This is a genomic window from Mycobacterium sp. (genome assembly GCF_049683935.1).
Taxonomy (GTDB): domain Bacteria; phylum Actinomycetota; class Actinomycetes; order Mycobacteriales; family Mycobacteriaceae; genus Mycobacterium.
In genome coordinates, this window is the sequence record NZ_JBAUJR010000291.1 from 1 (window position 1) to 16111 (window position 16111).

Genomic DNA, 16111 nt, shown 5'->3' on the forward strand with positions numbered 1-16111 from the left:
GACTCATCAACGCCCGTGGCTACGGCCACCACTCCGCCGAATCCCTGACCTCGATGATCTACCTCATGCTCGGCGGAATCAGCCCAAAACTACCCACTAAAAGGTGAGGAGTCGCACATACATTCGATTATCGCCCACGGGTCTGACATCCGATGTGTCATCTACCAAGACATCGGTGACAGTTCTGCATCAAGACATCGGTGACACTTCGAGGGTTCTTGGTGGTGACACTTCTGCACCGAGGCTGCGGGGGTGGCCGTCAATTGACCGATCGATCCTGTTGTGCGCCTGGCAATCCCGCACTGAGCTGATGACGCGCCAAGGCTAGGGCGCGGCCGCGTGCAATGTACTGACATCAGAGGTCTGACATTGGACAGGAATCTGTCGACTACGGGAAACCCCGTCGCGCTGGCTCGAGGGAGTTGGCTCAGCGGCTTCTGCGCCGGCGGAGCCATTTACGGACTCTCCCGCCGACTTCGGAACTGCCTGCGCCGTACGAAGGCTCAGTGGTCGCCGGCGGCTCAATGGAGTCGGATCCGTCGAACTCGGGGTCGACCTCAGCGGTCAATGCTTCGGCAACCGAGGCGCCCTCAACCGCGACCTGCTCCGGATCGACAGCCTCTTCGGCAAGGCCGGCATCCGACTCGGAAGATTCGCTTGGGTCGGCAGTCTCGTCGAGCTCGGACTCCGCAGACTCGGTGTCAATTTCAGCAGCCAGCGCATCTGCCACCGAGGCGCCCTCGACCGCAAGGGCCGGAACCCCATCGGCGGCATCGTCCACCGTCGAGGCATCGTCGGCGGTCTCCGCCGCTTCATCGCCTTCTACAGCCTCGGCATCGTCAGCGCCGGGTTCGGTCTCGACCTCAGCAGCCAACTCCTCGGCTGCCGACTCACCCTCAACCGCATCGTCGTGCACAACAGACGCATCCTCGACAGCCTCAGCCACCTCGACGCCCTCAACCGAACCCAAACCCTCGGCCTCGGCACCCCCCACAGCCGCGGCATCCACAACACCGGGCTCCGAAACTTCAGGCTCAGCCTCGACCTCAGTCGCTGAATCTTCGGCAGCCGACTCGCCGTCGCTCCCATCAGCCGCCTCATCGCCTTCCGCGACCTCAACAACCGCGGCGTCGTCTACGCCCGACTCAGCCTCAACCTCAGCAGCCAACTCCTCAGCAGCAGACTCACCCTCGACCGCATCGTCGTGCACAACCGCTGCATCCTCGACAGCCTCAGCCACCTCGGCACCCTCAACCGAACCCAGACCCTCGGCCTCAGCTCCCGGCTCGCCGCCGCCTAACGCCTCGACATCGTCAACACCAGGCTCCGAAACCTCAGGCTCAGCCCCGACCTCAGTCCCTGAATCTTCGGCAGCCGCCTCGTCGCCTTCTGCTACCTCAGAGTCATCAACAACCGCGGCGTCGTCTACCTCAGGCTCAGCCTCAACCTCAGCGGCCAACTCCTCAGCAGCCGACTCACCCTCAACCGCATCCTCGCGCACAACCGCCGCATCCTCGACGGCCTCAGCCACCTCGGCACCCTCAACCGAACCCAGACCCTCGACCCCAGCTCCCGGCTCGCCGCCCTCCACCGCCTCGACACCCTCGGCGTCAGGCTCGTCGTCGACATCAGCGGCCAATTGTTTCGCGTCGGACCCGCCCGCCACGGCAGCGTCGTGGACAACCGACGCGCCAGAGAGTGTTCCAGCCATCTCGTCGCCCTCGACCGAACCCAGACCGCTGGAATCACCATCCGAACCGTCGAGTTCGTCGGCTTCGGCCTCGTCGTCGGCGACCGCTTCCGTTTCCACCGACTCCAAGTCCTCGGCCGCAGCTTCGGTTTCGAGGCTCTCAGCCTCGACGTCCGCAGCGAGAGCCTCGGCTTCGAGACCCGCTGCAACCGCATCGTCGTGGACCACCGACGCACCGTCGACGGCGCCGGTGACCTCCTCACCCTCGACCGAGCCCAAGCCACCTGTATCGGCGGACTCCGCCTCCAGTTCAGCGGCCAGAGCCTCGGTCTCGGCCGCCTCGGCTACCGACTGCTCGTCGTCCTCTTCTGCAGCCTTGGCGGCCGCGACCACACCGGTCGTTGATGCGGCGACCACCAGATCCTTGGCCAACTCCTCGACGACGCTCTCGTCGTCCGCGTCAGCGGTTTGTTTGCCTCGCAGCGTCGCGGGATCCTCACGGCCTTTCGGCGCCGACATGACGTACACGACCGCGCCGATGAAAACGAACGTCGCCGTGAAGGCGTTGATTCGGATCCCAGCGAGCAGGGTGGCGGTATCGCTGCGCATCAGTTCGATCCAGAACCGACCGACGCAATAGCCCGCGACGTACATCGCGAACAGCCGGCCGTGCCCGATCCGGAACCTGCGGTCGATGAGGATCAGTGCCGCGAAAATCAGCAGGTTCCACAGCAACTCGTACAGGAAGGTCGGATGGACCACTTCGACCAGTTGGCCGGTGGACACCCCGTTGAGCGAGTCGAGCACGCCGTTGGCATTGCGGCGCTCGTAGATCTCCAGACCCCATGGCACCGTCGTGGGACGGCCGTAGAGCTCCTGGTTGAAGTAGTTTCCGAGACGACCGATCGCTTGGGCGAGAATGATTCCCGGCGCGATCGCGTCTCCGAATGCGGGTAGCGGTATCCCGTTCCGTCGGCACGCGATCCACGCACCGATTGCGCCCAGGGCGACAGCGCCCCAGATCCCGAGGCCACCGTCCCAGATCCGCAGCGCCGCGGCGAAGCCCGCGCCGTCCTCCCCGAAGTAGGTGCGCCAGTCGGTGAGGACGTGATAGACGCGGCCGCCGATGAGTCCGAACGGCACCGCCCACAGGGCGACGTCGTAGATGACGCCGGGTTCACCTCCCCTGGCCACCCAACGCCGGTCGCCGAGCACCAACGCGGCGATGATTCCGGCGACGATGCACAGGGCGTAGGCGCGCAGCGGCAGCGGCCCCAACTGCCACACGCCCTGAGCCGGGCTCGGGATGTATGCCAGAACCGTCGTCGTCACGCAGTGATCCTCTGCCGCACTCCGTGGGCCAGTTCCTCGGTCAGTGACCGTAGGGCGGGAATGCCCTCCTTGAGCGCGGACACCAGCGCTGAGCCGACGATGACTCCGTCCGCGTACGCGCCGATCTCGGCTGCCTGCTCACGGGACCGCACCCCGAGGCCGACCCCCACCGGGATGTCGGAGATCGCCTTGACCCTGCTGACGAGCTCCGGCGCGGCGTTCGACACGGCGTCGCGCGCCCCGGTGACTCCCATCGTCGATGCCGCGTAGACGAACCCGCGAGACGCCTGCACGGTTTCGGCCAACCGCTGCGGAGTCGACGACGGCGCCACCAGGAAGATCCTGTCCAGGTCGTGCGCCTCGGAGGCCTCCAGCCACTGCTGCGCCTCATCGGGGATCAGATCCGGGGTGATCATCCCGAGTCCGCCGGCCGACGCGAGGTCACGGGCGAAGGAGTCAACGCCCTTGCGCAACACCAGGTTCCAGTATGTCATCACGACTGCGCGGCCACCGGCATTGCTGATCGCCTCGACCGCGCGCAACGTATCGCTCACCCGGACACCGCTGCTCAACGCCGCCTCCGTGGCTGCCGCAATGGTGGGTCCGTCCATCCCCGGATCGGAGTACGCAATACCGACCTCGACCAGATCGCACCCCGATTCGACGAGTGCGGTCATCGCCGAGATCGACGTCTGCACATCGGGAAAGCCGGTGGGCAGATACCCGATCAGCGCTGACCGGCCTTCGTCGCGACAGGAGTCGAACAGACTCGCCAGCCGACTCACGGTGCGTCTCCGAGTAGGCCGAACCACTTGGCCGCTGTCTCGACGTCTTTGTCGCCGCGGCCAGAGAGGTTCACCAGGATGATCGAACCCGGTCCGAGCTCCGAGCCGAGCTTCAATGCTCCTGCGACGGCATGGGCGGACTCGATGGCCGGGATGATCCCCTCGGCACGACTCAACAGCGACAGTGCGTCCATCGCCTCGGTGTCGGTGATCGGTTCGTAGCGGGCCCTACCCACGTCCTTGAGCAGCGCATGCTCGGGTCCGACGCCCGGATAGTCCAAACCCGCAGAGATCGAGTGGGATTCGACGGTCTGGCCGTCTTCGTCCTGCAGCAGGTAGGAGTAGGAGCCCTGGAATGCGCCCGGCGACCCTCCGGTGAATGTGGCTGCGTGCCTACCGGTTTCGACCCCGTCGCCGGCCGCCTCGTAGCCGACGAGTCGTACTCCCGGGTCGTCGATGAACGCGTGGAAGATACCGATCGCATTGGATCCGCCACCCACACAGGCGACAACCGCCTCGGGCAACCGGCCCGCCTGATCCAGCATCTGGGCGCGGGCCTCGAGTCCGATCACCCGCTGGAAGTCACGCACCATCATCGGGAACGGGTGGGGACCCGCCGCTGTACCGAAGCAGTAGTAGGTTTCGTCGGCGTTGGTCACCCAGTCCCGGAACGTCTCGTTGATCGCGTCCTTGAGGGTCTTGGATCCGGACTCGACCGGTACCACCGTCGCACCCAGCAGTCGCATCCGGGCCACATTGAGCGCTTGGCGCGCGGTGTCGACCGCACCCATGTAGATCACACACTCGAGCCCCAGCAGCGCACATGCCGTCGCCGATGCCACCCCGTGCTGGCCTGCGCCTGTCTCGGCGATCACCCTGGTCTTACCCATTTTGCGGGCCAGCAGGGCCTGACCGAGAACGTTGTTGATCTTGTGAGAACCGGTGTGGTTGAGGTCTTCTCGCTTCAGGAAGATCCGGGCCCCGCCGGCATGTTCGCTGAGTCGCTCGGCCTCGTACACCGGGGACGGGCGCCCGGTGTAATGCTTCTGCAGGCGATCCAGTTCATCGAGGAAGGTCTGGTCGCCGCGGGCCTTCTCATAGGCCGCGGTGACCTCCTCGATGACGGCCATCAGCGCCTCGGGGACATACCTGCCGCCGTACGCGCCGAAATGTCCCCGTGCGTCAGGGTCATGGGCGGTGGGTTCGGCCACGGCCGCACTGGCGCGCGGTAGTTCGGGGCCGGCGTGTTCGGCCACTTAACGTGAGGGTTTCGGGCAAGACGGATGGGTGCCTGCGGTGACCAGGTCCGCGACGGCGCTACGTGGGTCACCGCTGGTGACCAGTCCCTCGCCGACGAGGACTGCGTCAGCGCCCGCACCGGCATAGGCCAGCAGATCGGCGGTACCCCGCACCCCCGATTCGGCGATCCGGATGACGTTGCTCGGCAGGCCCGGCGCGATCCGTGCGAAGCAGTCCCGGTCGACCTCGAGTGTCTTAAGGTCGCGTGCGTTCACACCGATCACCGAGGCGCCGGCCTGCAGTGCGCGGTCCGCCTCCTCCTCGGTGTGAACCTCGACGAGTGCCGTCATCCCCAGCGACTCGGTGCGCTCGAGCAGCGACTCGAGCGCGGGTTGTTCGAGCGCCGCGACGATGAGCAACAGCATGTCGGCACCATGGGCCCGGGCCTCGTGGATCTGGTACGGCCAGATGATGAAGTCCTTGCGCAGCACCGGAATCGACACCGCGGCGCGAACCGCGTCCAAGTCGTCCAGCGAGCCGTTGAAGCGGCGCTGTTCGGTCAGCACGCTGATGACCCGGGCACCACCGTCCTGGTAGGCGCGGGCAAGCTTCGCGGGGTCTGCGATCGACGCCAACTCGCCACGTGACGGGCTGGCGCGCTTCACCTCGGCGATGACCCCGATGCCCGGCGCACGCATGGCGGTCATCACGTCGATCGGCTTGCGCGCGTTCTTTGCCCGCTCCTTGACCTCCGCCAGGCTCACGACGGCCTCGCGGGCAGCAACGTCGGCGCGGACTCCTTCGAGAATAGAGTCGAGGACGGTCGCCGAACCCATAGGTGTCGCTTCCCTTCCCCTTACGGCCGCTTGATTCCTAACGAAGGGTAGTCGCCACCACGCCACCGTCGATCACCGCCCCTTGTTGTCTGTGTTGGTCGGGTCCCGCCCCTCGTCGAGGGCATCCCAGATCATCCGCTCGGACATCGCGGTCGCCGGTTGATCGGTCTCCGTCGGCGGACGACGGACGTAGCGCTGGGTGTCGGATCGACCCTTGGTCGCTGACCGCATCAGCAGCACTGCACCCAGCAGCGACAGCCCTGCCGCGACCAGCGTGACGACGGCGCCACCATAGTGGCGCTCGGTGCCGAGCAGGTCGGCCACCGGCACCTCGGCCAGCTGCGCGGCCCGGACGCCGACGTCCACGGTCACCCACAGACTGATCGCCAGATACCCCATTCCGACGCTCGCCACCGCCACCAGCACCGCCAGCGACCGCAACAACCACCCGCGCACGGCCAGCGCCGCGACCGCGGCCGCCGCCACCATTAGTGCCAGTGGGATGAGCGCCGTCGACCACGTCGCTCCGGAGAGATCAGCCGATCTCGGATGCCCCAGTCCGTCGAACGAGCTGACCTTCACCCAGGTCAGCTGCGACGCCCCCCACAGGGCCGCCGCGGCGAGCGCCAGGGAGAGCTGAGCGACGCGGATCATGGTTCGCTCAACGTCTCGGCCGCTGCGATCGCACTCAACACCGCGCGGGCCTTGTTGGCCGCCTCGTTGTACTCGTAGGGACCGTTGGAATCGGCGACGACGCCGCCTCCGGCTTGTACATAGCCTGTGCCGTTGCGCATCAGGGCCGTTCGGATCGCGATCGCGAAGTCGGCATTGCCGGCGAAGTCGAGATACCCGAGGACACCGCCGTAGAGCCCGCGACGAGTCTTCTCGACCTCCTCGATCAACTCCATGGCCCGGACCTTCGGGGCGCCGGACAGAGTCCCGGCCGGGAAGCACGCGGTCACCGCGTCCAGCGCAGTCCGGCCCTCGGCGAGCATTCCGGTCACCGTCGACACCAGGTGCATGACGTGGCTGTAGCGCTCGATGTGGCTGTAGTCCTCCACCCGGACCGTGCCCGGGGTGCAGACGCGCCCCAGATCGTTGCGTCCGAGGTCGACGAGCATCAGGTGCTCGGCGCGCTCCTTCTCGTCGGACAGCAACTCCTTCTCCAGGAGAAGGTCCTCTTCCTCGCTGTCCCCGCGCCACCTGGTACCGGCGATCGGGTGGGTGGTCGCGCGCCCTTCCTTGACCGTGACGAGCGCCTCGGGGCTGGAGCCGACGATCGAGAAGTCCAGTCCCCCTTCGTGGTCGGGCACGTTGAGCAGGTACATGTACGGGCTGGGGTTGGTGACCCGCAGCATCCGGTAGACGTCCAGCGGATCGGCGTCGGTATCCATCTCGAAACGCTGAGACGGCACCACCTGGAAGGCTTCACCTGCCTCGATGTCCCCGACGAGCTTGTCGACGATCGCGGTGTACTCCTCGACGGTGCGCTGGGACCGGTGCGCCGACGCGGGACGACTGAACGTCGCCACCGTCGACTTGAGCGGTTCGGCCAGCGCGGCCGTCATCACGTCGAGCCTGGCCACCGCATCGTCGTACGCCCAGTCGACGCGGTCGTCGGTGCCGTTCCAGTTGACCGCGTTGGCGATCAACGTGATGGTGCCCTCGTGGTGGTCCACCGCCGCGACGTCGGTCGCCAGCAGCAGCAGCATGTCGGGCAGACCCAGGTCGTCGACGGTCAGTTCGGGCAGCCTCTCGAGGCGGCGCACCATGTCGTAGGCGAAGAACCCGACCAGCCCGGACGACAGCGGCGGCAGGCCCGGAAGCGCGGCGGTCTCCAGCAGCGTGAGCGTCCTGCGCAGCGCTTCGAGCGGGTCACCGCCGGCGGGCGCATCCTGCGGGGTGACCCCCAGCCACACCGCCTCCCCGTCGCGAACCGTCAGCGCCGACGGCGCACCCGCCCCGATGAACGACCACCGTGACCACGACCGCCCGTTCTCCGCCGATTCGAGGAGGAACGTGCCCGGACGGTTCGCCGCCAGCTTGCGGTACGCCGAGAGCGGCGTCTCGCTGTCGGCCAGCACCTTGCGGATCACCGGGACGACGCGGTGCTCGGCGGCCAGCGCCCGGAAGTCCTCGCGCGAGGTGGTCAACAGCACGTTGCCATCCTCCCAGAAGTACCGTTGTGTCCATGACACAGGTCAAACCGGGTGATCAAGTGACGGACTTCGAACTACCAGACCAGACAGGCACCACGAGGACGCTCACCGGACTGCTCGCCGACGGGCCGATCGTGTTGTTCTTCTACCCCGCCGCGATGACGCCCGGCTGCACCAAGGAGGCCTGCCACTTCCGCGATCTGGCCGGCGACTTCGCCGCCGTCGGCGCCAGCAGGGTGGGAATCAGTGCCGACTCGGTGGACAAGCAGGCGAAGTTCGCCGACCAGCAGAAGTTCGACTATCCCCTGCTGTCGGACACCGACGGCGTCGTGGCGACACAGTTCGGGGTCAAGCGTGGGCTGCTCGGCAAGCTGATGCCGGTGAAGCGGACCACGTTTGTCATCGACACCGATCGCACCGTGCTCGAGGTCATCGCCAGCGAGTTCAGCATGGACACCCACGCAGACAAAGCGCTCGACGTGCTGCGACGGCGTTAAGCCTCGGGCGTCAGCAGCTGATCCGCGTCGAAGCACGTGTGGTCGCCGGTGTGGCACGCGCCGCCGACCTGATCGACCTCGAGCAGCACCGTGTCACCGTCACAATCCAGGCGTACCGAGTGCACGTGCTGCGTGTGCCCCGACGTGGCACCCTTGATCCACTGCTCGCCGCGGGAACGCGAAAAGTAGGTCGCCTCACGGGTTTCCAACGTCCGGGCCAGCGCGTCGTCGTCCATCCAGGCGACCATCAGCACCTGACCCGTCGCGTGTTCCTGTACCACAGCGGTGAACAGGCCGTCCGCGTTGCGTTTCAGCCGACCCGCAATCCGGCTGTCGAGAGTCACCTCTGCCCTCGGCTCTTCGCGCAAGCGCTCATCGCACCACGATCCCTTCGGCCGCCATCGCCGCCTTCACCTGGCCGATGGTCAGCTCCCGGAAGTGGAAGACGCTGGCCGCCAGGACGGCGTCAGCACCTGCAACAACAGCCGGCGCAAAATCTTCCACCGCACCGGCGCCGCCACTCGCGATCATCGGCACCGTCACCGCGCCACGCACGGCGCGCAGCATTCGCAGGTCGAAACCCGCCTTGGTGCCGTCGTAGTCCATCGAGTTCAGCAGAATCTCCCCGACACCCAGTTCCGCTCCGCGGGCCGCCCACTCGACGGCATCGATGCCGGTGCCGCGGCGGCCGCCGTGGGTCGTCACCTCCCACCCCGAGGTGGTCGGCTCGGCGCCGTCCGGAACGGTGCGGGCGTCCACCGACAGCACGATGCACTGCGAGCCGAACTGCCGCGACAACTCCGAGAGCAACTCCGGGCGCGCGATCGCGGCGGTGTTGACCGCGACCTTGTCGGCACCGGCGCGCAACAGGACGTCGACATCGGCCACCGAGCGCACCCCACCGCCGACCGTGAGAGGGATGAACACCTGCTCGGCGGTTCGCCGCACCACCTCGAGCATGGTGGCACGGCCCGACGAGGACGCCGTCACATCGAGGAACGTCAACTCGTCGGCACCCTCCGCGTCGTAGGCGGCAGCAAGCTCGACGGGATCGCCTGCGTCACGCAGGTTCTCGAAGTTGACACCCTTGACCACCCGGCCGGCGTCGACGTCCAGGCACGGGATCACCCGGGTCGCGACGTCACCCGCCCGCTTCACCGGAAGTCCCTCGGGTCCCCGACGGAACGGACGATCTCGAGCATCTGTTCGTGCACGCCGGGCGCGGCCACCAGCGCCGAGGGTGAGGAGACCGTCCACGGCTCGCCCGCGAGGTCGGTGACCACCCCGCCGGCCGCGCGCACCAACGCCACACCTGCCACGTGGTCCCAGGCGTGATGGCCGAAACTGATGGCACCGCCGAGCACTCCGGCCGCAACGTAGGCGAGGTCGATTCCGGTCGCGCCGTGCATCCGCAGCCGCGAACACTCCCGGCTCAGACCCTCGAGGACCGCGACCCGATACCGGCCCGGGTAGTGGCCGCGGGAGTCGATGTTGAAGGTGCCGATGCCGACGATGGAGTCCGAAAGCGCTGCCGTCTGCAACGAGTCGAGTTCGTCACCGTTGCAGCGCACCGGCCCGTCGACGATCGCGGTGTAGCGCTGGGCCGTGAACGGCAACCACGTCAGCCCCAGCACCGGCTCACCGTCGGCGAGCAGCCCCAGCAGGATGGCCGCCATCGGCAGACCCGCGGCGTAGTTGAATGTGCCGTCGATGGGGTCGAGCACCCACACCAGCTCGGCGTCCAGCGGTTCTCCGCCGAACTCCTCGCCGTGCACGCCGATGCCGGTCAGCTTCGTCAGCTCGGCCACCACCCGGCGCTCGATGGCGAGGTCCACCTCGGTGGCGAAGTCGTTGCCCTTCTTGGCGACTGCGGAATCGGCGCGATGCCCTGCGACGAACTGAGCCGAGGCGGCGTCGAGCACCCCTGCCGCGGTGGCGAGCAGATCGGCCAGCTGGTCCTGAGCCAGTGTCACGTGGCGACCGCGGCCAGTGCCTGCGGCAACGTGAATCGCGCTGCGTACAGCGCCTTCCCGACGATGGCACCCTCCACGCCTCGGTCGGTCAGGGTGGCGATCGCCCGCAGGTCGTCCAGGCTCGACACCCCACCGGAGGCGATGACCGGTGCCTCGGTCCGCTCGGTCACCTTGCTCAGCAGATCCAGGTTCGGGCCGTTGAGGGTGCCGTCCTTGGTGACGTCGGTGACGACGAAGCGCGAACATCCCTCGCGGTCAAGACGTTCCAGAACCGGCCACAGGTCTCCCCCGTCGGTTTCCCAGCCGCGGCCCCGCAACCGGTGCTCACCGTCGGTGATCTTGACGTCGAGCCCGACAGCCACCTGTTCGCCGTGCTCGGCCACGACCTTGGCGCACCACGTCGGATTCTCCAACGCCGCCGTGCCCAGGTTCACGCGGGCACAGCCGGTGGCCAGCGCCGCGGCCAGCGACTCGTCGTCTCGGATGCCTCCCGACAGTTCCACCGCGACATCGAGTTTGCCGACCACCTCGGCGAGCAGTTCGCGGTTGGACCCGCGGCCGAACGCGGCATCGAGGTCCACCAGGTGGATCCACTCGGCGCCGTCGCGTTGCCAGGTCATCGCCGCCTCCAGAGCCGACCCGTACTCGGTCTCGCTGCCGGCCTGCCCCTGCACCAGACGCACTGCGCGGCCGTCGACCACGTCGACGGCAGGTAACAGGATCAGGCGTGCGGACGCGTTCGCTCCGGTCGGATTCACAGCGGTCAACTTAACGCCCCCACCCAGTTCGACAGCAACTCAGCGCCCGCGTCACCGCTCTTCTCCGGATGGAACTGTGTCGCGGCCAGCGGTCCGTCCTCGACCGCGGCCAGGAACGGCACCTCGTGACTGGCCCAGGTCAGCAGGGCCTCCGGCGCACCCTCCCACTGCTGGGCGGCGTAGGAGTGCACAAAGTAGAAGCGGGTGTCGGGATCCATCCCCTTGAACAGCACGCTGTCCGCGGGGGCATCCACGACGTTCCATCCCATGTGCGGGATCACCGGCGCGTCCAACCGGACGACCGCTCCCGGCCACTGTCCGCAGCCGGTCGTCTCGACACCGAACTCGACTCCGCGGGCGAACAGGATCTGCATGCCCACACACACCCCCAGCACCGGTCGTCCGGCGGCCAACCGGTCCGCGATGATCTTCTCGCCGCCGATCGTGCGAAGACCGGTCATGCACGCCTCGTAGGCACCGACCCCGGGTACCACCAGCCCGTCGGCGGCCATGGCGGCTGCCGGGTCGGCGGTGACCTCGACATCGGCGCCGACGCGCTCGAGAGCGCGCTGGGCCGAGCGCAGGTTGCCCGACCCGTAGTCCAGAACGACGAGCTTGCGTGTCACAGCGTCCCTTTGGTGGACGGCACACCCGTCACCCGTGCGTCGTATTCGACGGCTTGGCGTAGCGCGCGGGCCACCGCCTTGTACTGCGCCTCGGTGATGTGGTGCGGGTCTCGACCGTAGAGGGTGCGCACGTGCAGCGCGATCCGGGCGTTGAACGCCAGGGATTCGAACACGTGCCGGTTCACGACGGTGTGGTACGGCGCCGAGGTGCCGGCGATGGTGAACTCGACCATGTAGTCGGGCTCACCGGTGTGGACGAAGTAGGGACGGCCGGAGACGTCGACGGCGGCGTGTGCCAGCGTCTCGTCCATCGGGATGAACGCGTCCCCGAAACGACGGATCCCCTTCTTGTCACCGAGTGCCTGACCCAGTGCCTGACCGAGCACGATCGCGGTGTCCTCGATGGTGTGATGGCCCTCGATGTCGATGTCGCCCAGCGCCTTCACCGTCAGATCGAAACTGGCGTGGGTGCCCAGCGAGGTGAGCATGTGATCGAAGAACGGCACGCCGGTCTGCACGCTGACCACCCCGGTGCCGTCGAGGTCGAGTTCGACGACGATGTCGGATTCCTTGGTCGTGCGTTCGACTTTCGCGCGACGGGACGTGCGGACTGGTTCGCTCACGATGCTCCTATTCGGGCGCTGGCGGCCAGCAGCGCGTCATTCTCGTCGACCAGGCCGATGGTGGTGCGCAGGTAGCCGGGGATTCCGACGTCGCGGATCAGCACCCCGTCGTCCAGGTAGCGCTGCCAGGTGGCGGGTGCGTCGGCGAACCGGCCGAACATCACGAAGTTCGCATCGCTGGGTATCACCCGGAAACCCAAGGTGGTCAACGCCTCTGACACCCTGTTGCGTTCCGCGATCAGCGTCGCGACGCTGCCCAGGGTGTCGTCGGCGTGGCGGAGCGCGGCGCGGGCGGCGGCCTGCGTCACCGCCGACAGGTGGTAGGGCAGGCGCACCAGCAACATGGCGTCGATGACCGCGGGCGCGGCGATGAGGTAACCCAACCGACCGCCGGCAAAGGCGAACGCCTTGCTCATGGTGCGGGTCACGACCAGCTTGGTCGGGTGCTCGTCGAGCAGGCCGATGGCGCTGGGTTGCGAGGAGAACTCGCCGTAGGCTTCGTCGACGATCATGATGCCGCCGTCCATCGCCTCGAGCAGCAACCGCAGGTCCTCGATCGGAACGCTCTGGCCCGACGGGTTGTTCGGGCTGGCGAGGAACACGACGTCGGGGCGGTGCTCTTTGATCGCCTGCGCGGCGACCCCGACATCGAGGCTGAAGTCGTCGGCACGGTCGGCGACCAGCCAGGTGGTCTGGGTGCCGTCGGAGATGATCGGGTGCATCGAGTATGACGGGACGAAACCGATCGCGCTGCGCCCCGGTCCGCCGAACGCCTGCAGCAGTTGCTGCAGGATCTCATTGGAACCGTTTGCCGCCCAGACATTCTCGACGCCGACGGCGGTTCCGGTCTGGGCCGTCAGATAGCCGGCCAGGTCGGTGCGCAGCGCCACCGCGTCGCGGTCGGGGTAGCGGTGCAGTTCGCCGGCGATCGCCCGCACCGACGCGGTGATGTCGTCGATCAGTGCCTGTGTCGGAGGGTGCGGATTCTCGTTGGTGTTGAGCCGCACCGGCACCATCAATTGTGGTGCGCCGTAGGGTGATTTCCCGCGCAGATCGTCACGCAGCGGAAGATCGTCCAACGTCACCGCGTCGCCGGCGCTCACGTCTCGAACCTCCGGCGCACAGCCTCGCCGTGGCTGGGCAGGTTCTCGGCCCGAGCGAGCGTGATCACATGGCCCGACACATCTTTGAGCGCCGCCTCGGTGTAGTCGACGACGTGGATGCCACGGAGGAACGTCTGGACCGACAATCCGCTGGAGTGTCGGGCACACCCGGCGGTGGGCAGCACGTGGTTGGACCCCGCGCAGTAGTCACCCAGGCTGACCGGCGACCAGGGACCCACAAAAATCGCTCCGGCGGAACGGATCCGGCCTGCGACGGCGCTCGCGTCCTCCGTCTGGATCTCGAGGTGTTCTGCGGCGTAGGCGTTCACGGTGCGCACCCCGGCCTCGACGTCGTCGACCAGCACGATCGCGGACTGCTGCCCGCTCAGGGCGACCGTGACGCGCTCGCGGTGCACGGTCGTCTCCAGTTGACGTGCCAGCTCGCGGTCGGTCGCGTCGGCCAGCGTCGTGCTGTCGGTGACCAGCACGCTGGCAGCCAACTCGTCGTGCTCGGCCTGACTGATCAGGTCCGCGGCGACGTGGACCGGGTCGGCGGTGTGGTCGGCCAGGATCGCGATCTCCGTGGGACCGGCTTCGGCGTCGATCCCGACCTGCGAACGGCAGATCCGCTTGGCAGCGGTGACGTAGATGTTGCCGGGCCCGGTGATCATGTCCACCGGGGCCAACTCGCTACCGTCGGTGTCGGTGCCCCCGAACGCCAGCAGCGCCACCGCCTGCGCACCGCCGACGGCCCACACCTCGGTGACGCCGAGCAGCGCGGCCGCGGCCAGGATCGTCGGGTGCGGCAGGCCTTTGAAAGGTCCAGCATTCCCGGCCTGCGGCGGGCTCGCGATCACCAACGAGTCGACACCGGCGGTCTGTGCGGGCACCACATTCATCACGACACTCGACGGGTACACGGCGTTGCCGCCCGGAACGTAGAGCCCCACCCGCTCGACCGGGACCCAACGCTCGGTCACCGTGGCGCCCGGCGCCAGCGTGGTCGTGGTGTCGGTCCGCCGCTGGTCGGCATGCACAGCCCGGGCCCGTTCGATCGCCACCTCGAGCGCGGCTCGGACGTCGGAGTCGAGTTCGGTCAGCGCGGCGGTCAACCGTTCGACGGGCACCCGAACCCGATCGGGCCGGACACCGTCGAAGTTTGCGCCGTACTCGAGAGCGGCTTGGGCACCACGCTGCGCCACCGCCTCGACGATGGGCCTGACCTTGGGCACCATCACCTCGACGTCGGTGCCGCCGCGCGGCAGGGCGCCCCGCAGCCCGGCCGCAGACAGCGTGGTGCCACGCAGATCGATGCGCCGCAGGAGCCCTGGCGATACATTCACGCTGACCATTGTCCCAGAGCAGGCCAAATCGATTTGGAGGCGTCATGTCCGACCTACCGCGGATGTTCCCGGAGTGGCTGGACAGGATCCAGATCAAGTACCTGAACCCGGTCCTCAAACCGTTCGGGGGCCGGGTGCCGGGGCTGTCCGTCATCAAACACCGAGGTCGTACGTCCGATCGGCCCTACGAGACGGTGGTGACCGCATACCGCAAGGGCGATGAGCTCGCGATTGTGCTCGGCCACGGCAGGACCGACTGGGCCAGGAATGTCCTCGCCGCCGGGGAGGCCGACGTGACGCTGTTCCGTGACGAAGTCCACATCGTCAACCCGAGGATCGTGCCCAACGGCGACGACGTCGTCGCGCTGCCGGCGATGGCACGACGCCAGGCGAAGAGAGTTGCGGTGTTCTTGGCCGATATCGAATAGACATCGCCTGACAGACTTGCGCGATGACCTGGCAGATGTGGCTCGCCTTCTTCGGCGCGGCCATCGTGATCGCCGTGGCGCCTGGAGCCGGCGCGATCCAGTCGATGGCGACCGGTCTGACACACGGCGTCAAGCGCGGCTACTGGAACATCCTCGGGCTCGAGACGGGGTTGATGCTGCAGCTGGCACTGGTCGCAACCGGTTTGGGTGCCGCGGTGGCCAGCTCGATGCCGGCGTTCACCGTGATTAAGTGGGTCGGGGTGGCCTACCTGCTGTACCTGGCGATCCGGCAGTGGCGGGCCGTCGCAGTCGACCTGACCGCACAAGTCGACGGCGCCGTCGGTGCCGGCTACCGGTCGATGGTCGTCCGGGGGTTCCTGGTCAACGCCACCAATCCGAAATCCCTGCTGTTCTTCCTGGCCGTGATGCCGCAGTTCGTCGTCCCGACCGCGCCGCTGCTGCCGCAGTACCTGGCCATCGGGACGACCATGGTCCTGGTGGACCTGGTTGTCATGGGCCTCTACACCGGTCTGGCGGTGCGCCTGCTCACCTGGCTGCGGACGCCGCGGCAGCAGACCGCGCTGAACCGGGTGTTCTCCGGCTTGTTCGCCGCTGCCGCCCTTGTTCTGGGGTTCGGGCGCCGCGGCCCCGCCGCAGCCTGACTATCCGCACAGCCCGGCGATGGCGTCGCCGGCGGCCTCTGCCTGCTCGAGCCGGCC

17 protein-coding genes are annotated in these 16111 nt (G+C 67.6%); 3 read left to right on the forward strand and 14 right to left on the reverse strand.

Translation table 11 applies throughout. The features are described from left to right. Positions 1 to 427: 427 nt before the first annotated feature. The 6 genes from lgt to WA965_RS17065 form a co-directional block, all read right to left on the reverse strand. Complete coding sequence (lgt, locus tag WA965_RS17040) at positions 428 to 3022, reverse strand: prolipoprotein diacylglyceryl transferase (RefSeq protein ID WP_526297762.1); 2595 nt, start codon at positions 3020 to 3022, stop codon at positions 428 to 430. Continuing rightward, the gene (trpA, locus tag WA965_RS17045) at positions 3019 to 3807 is read right to left on the reverse strand and encodes a tryptophan synthase subunit alpha (protein WP_526297764.1); all 789 of its coding nucleotides are present in this window, start codon (positions 3805 to 3807) and stop codon (positions 3019 to 3021) included. Before trpA ends, lgt begins: the two co-directional genes overlap by 4 nt. Next, positions 3804 to 5063: a tryptophan synthase subunit beta gene (gene trpB / locus WA965_RS17050; RefSeq protein ID WP_178359240.1), complete on the reverse strand. Its 1260-nt coding sequence runs from the start codon at positions 5061 to 5063 to the stop codon at positions 3804 to 3806. Before trpB ends, trpA begins: the two co-directional genes overlap by 4 nt. Continuing rightward, complete coding sequence (trpC, locus tag WA965_RS17055; protein ID WP_526297766.1) at positions 5064 to 5882, reverse strand: indole-3-glycerol phosphate synthase TrpC; 819 nt, start codon at positions 5880 to 5882, stop codon at positions 5064 to 5066. It abuts the gene before it with no gap. A 72-nt stretch (positions 5883 to 5954) separates the two neighbouring features. Continuing rightward, positions 5955 to 6536 carry a TIGR02234 family membrane protein gene (locus tag WA965_RS17060; protein WP_526297768.1) on the reverse strand — a complete coding sequence of 194 codons (582 nt, stop codon included), beginning with the start codon at positions 6534 to 6536 and terminating at the stop codon, positions 5955 to 5957. Further along, positions 6533 to 8041, reverse strand: a complete 1509-nt coding sequence (locus WA965_RS17065) for an anthranilate synthase component I (protein WP_526297770.1) — start codon at positions 8039 to 8041, stop codon at positions 6533 to 6535. Before WA965_RS17065 ends, WA965_RS17060 begins: the two co-directional genes overlap by 4 nt. Positions 8042 to 8073: 32 nt before the next feature. Between WA965_RS17065 and WA965_RS17070 the strand changes: the two genes are divergently transcribed. After that, positions 8074 to 8538: a peroxiredoxin gene (locus WA965_RS17070; RefSeq protein ID WP_526297772.1), complete on the forward strand. Its 465-nt coding sequence runs from the start codon at positions 8074 to 8076 to the stop codon at positions 8536 to 8538. Here WA965_RS17070 and hisI read toward each other — a convergent pair. Genes hisI through hisD form a run of 8 tightly spaced genes read right to left on the reverse strand, consistent with a single transcriptional unit; the run spans position 8535 to position 14973 of the window. Beyond that, positions 8535 to 8882 carry a phosphoribosyl-AMP cyclohydrolase gene (gene hisI / locus WA965_RS17075; protein WP_178359235.1) on the reverse strand — a complete coding sequence of 116 codons (348 nt, stop codon included), beginning with the start codon at positions 8880 to 8882 and terminating at the stop codon, positions 8535 to 8537. The genes WA965_RS17070 and hisI overlap by 4 nt on opposite strands. 28 nt (positions 8883 to 8910) lie before the next feature. Beyond that, positions 8911 to 9696, reverse strand: coding sequence for an imidazole glycerol phosphate synthase subunit HisF (gene hisF, locus WA965_RS17080; protein WP_526297774.1), 786 nt, complete (start codon positions 9694 to 9696; stop codon positions 8911 to 8913). Beyond that, entirely contained in the window at positions 9693 to 10511 is an 819-nt protein-coding gene (locus WA965_RS17085) for an inositol monophosphatase family protein (RefSeq protein ID WP_526297776.1), read from the reverse strand. The genes hisF and WA965_RS17085 overlap by 4 nt, the downstream gene beginning before the upstream one ends. After that, on the reverse strand, positions 10508 to 11236 hold the full coding sequence (gene priA / locus WA965_RS17090; RefSeq protein ID WP_526297792.1) for a bifunctional 1-(5-phosphoribosyl)-5-((5-phosphoribosylamino)methylideneamino)imidazole-4-carboxamide isomerase/phosphoribosylanthranilate isomerase PriA: 729 nt from the start codon (positions 11234 to 11236) through the stop codon (positions 10508 to 10510). The genes WA965_RS17085 and priA overlap by 4 nt, the downstream gene beginning before the upstream one ends. Before the next feature lie 38 nt (positions 11237 to 11274). Then, a complete protein-coding gene (gene hisH / locus WA965_RS17095; RefSeq protein ID WP_526297778.1) occupies positions 11275 to 11895 on the reverse strand; it encodes an imidazole glycerol phosphate synthase subunit HisH in 621 nt (206 codons plus the stop codon). Continuing rightward, entirely contained in the window at positions 11892 to 12518 is a 627-nt protein-coding gene (gene hisB, locus WA965_RS17100) for an imidazoleglycerol-phosphate dehydratase HisB (protein WP_526297780.1), read from the reverse strand. Before hisB ends, hisH begins: the two co-directional genes overlap by 4 nt. Beyond that, positions 12515 to 13621: a histidinol-phosphate transaminase gene (locus WA965_RS17105; RefSeq protein ID WP_526297782.1), complete on the reverse strand. Its 1107-nt coding sequence runs from the start codon at positions 13619 to 13621 to the stop codon at positions 12515 to 12517. The genes hisB and WA965_RS17105 overlap by 4 nt, the downstream gene beginning before the upstream one ends. Next, a complete protein-coding gene (hisD, locus tag WA965_RS17110) occupies positions 13618 to 14973 on the reverse strand; it encodes a histidinol dehydrogenase (RefSeq protein WP_526297784.1) in 1356 nt (451 codons plus the stop codon). Before hisD ends, WA965_RS17105 begins: the two co-directional genes overlap by 4 nt. 35 nt (positions 14974 to 15008) lie before the next feature. On the opposite strand from hisD, the gene WA965_RS17115 reads away from it, so the two are divergent. Then, positions 15009 to 15392: a nitroreductase family deazaflavin-dependent oxidoreductase gene (locus WA965_RS17115; protein WP_526297786.1), complete on the forward strand. Its 384-nt coding sequence runs from the start codon at positions 15009 to 15011 to the stop codon at positions 15390 to 15392. Between the two features lie 23 nt (positions 15393 to 15415). Next, positions 15416 to 16054 (forward strand): LysE family translocator, encoded by a 639-nt coding sequence (locus tag WA965_RS17120; protein WP_526447845.1) that lies wholly within the window; start codon positions 15416 to 15418, stop codon positions 16052 to 16054. Positions 16055 to 16111: the final 57 nt, after the last annotated feature.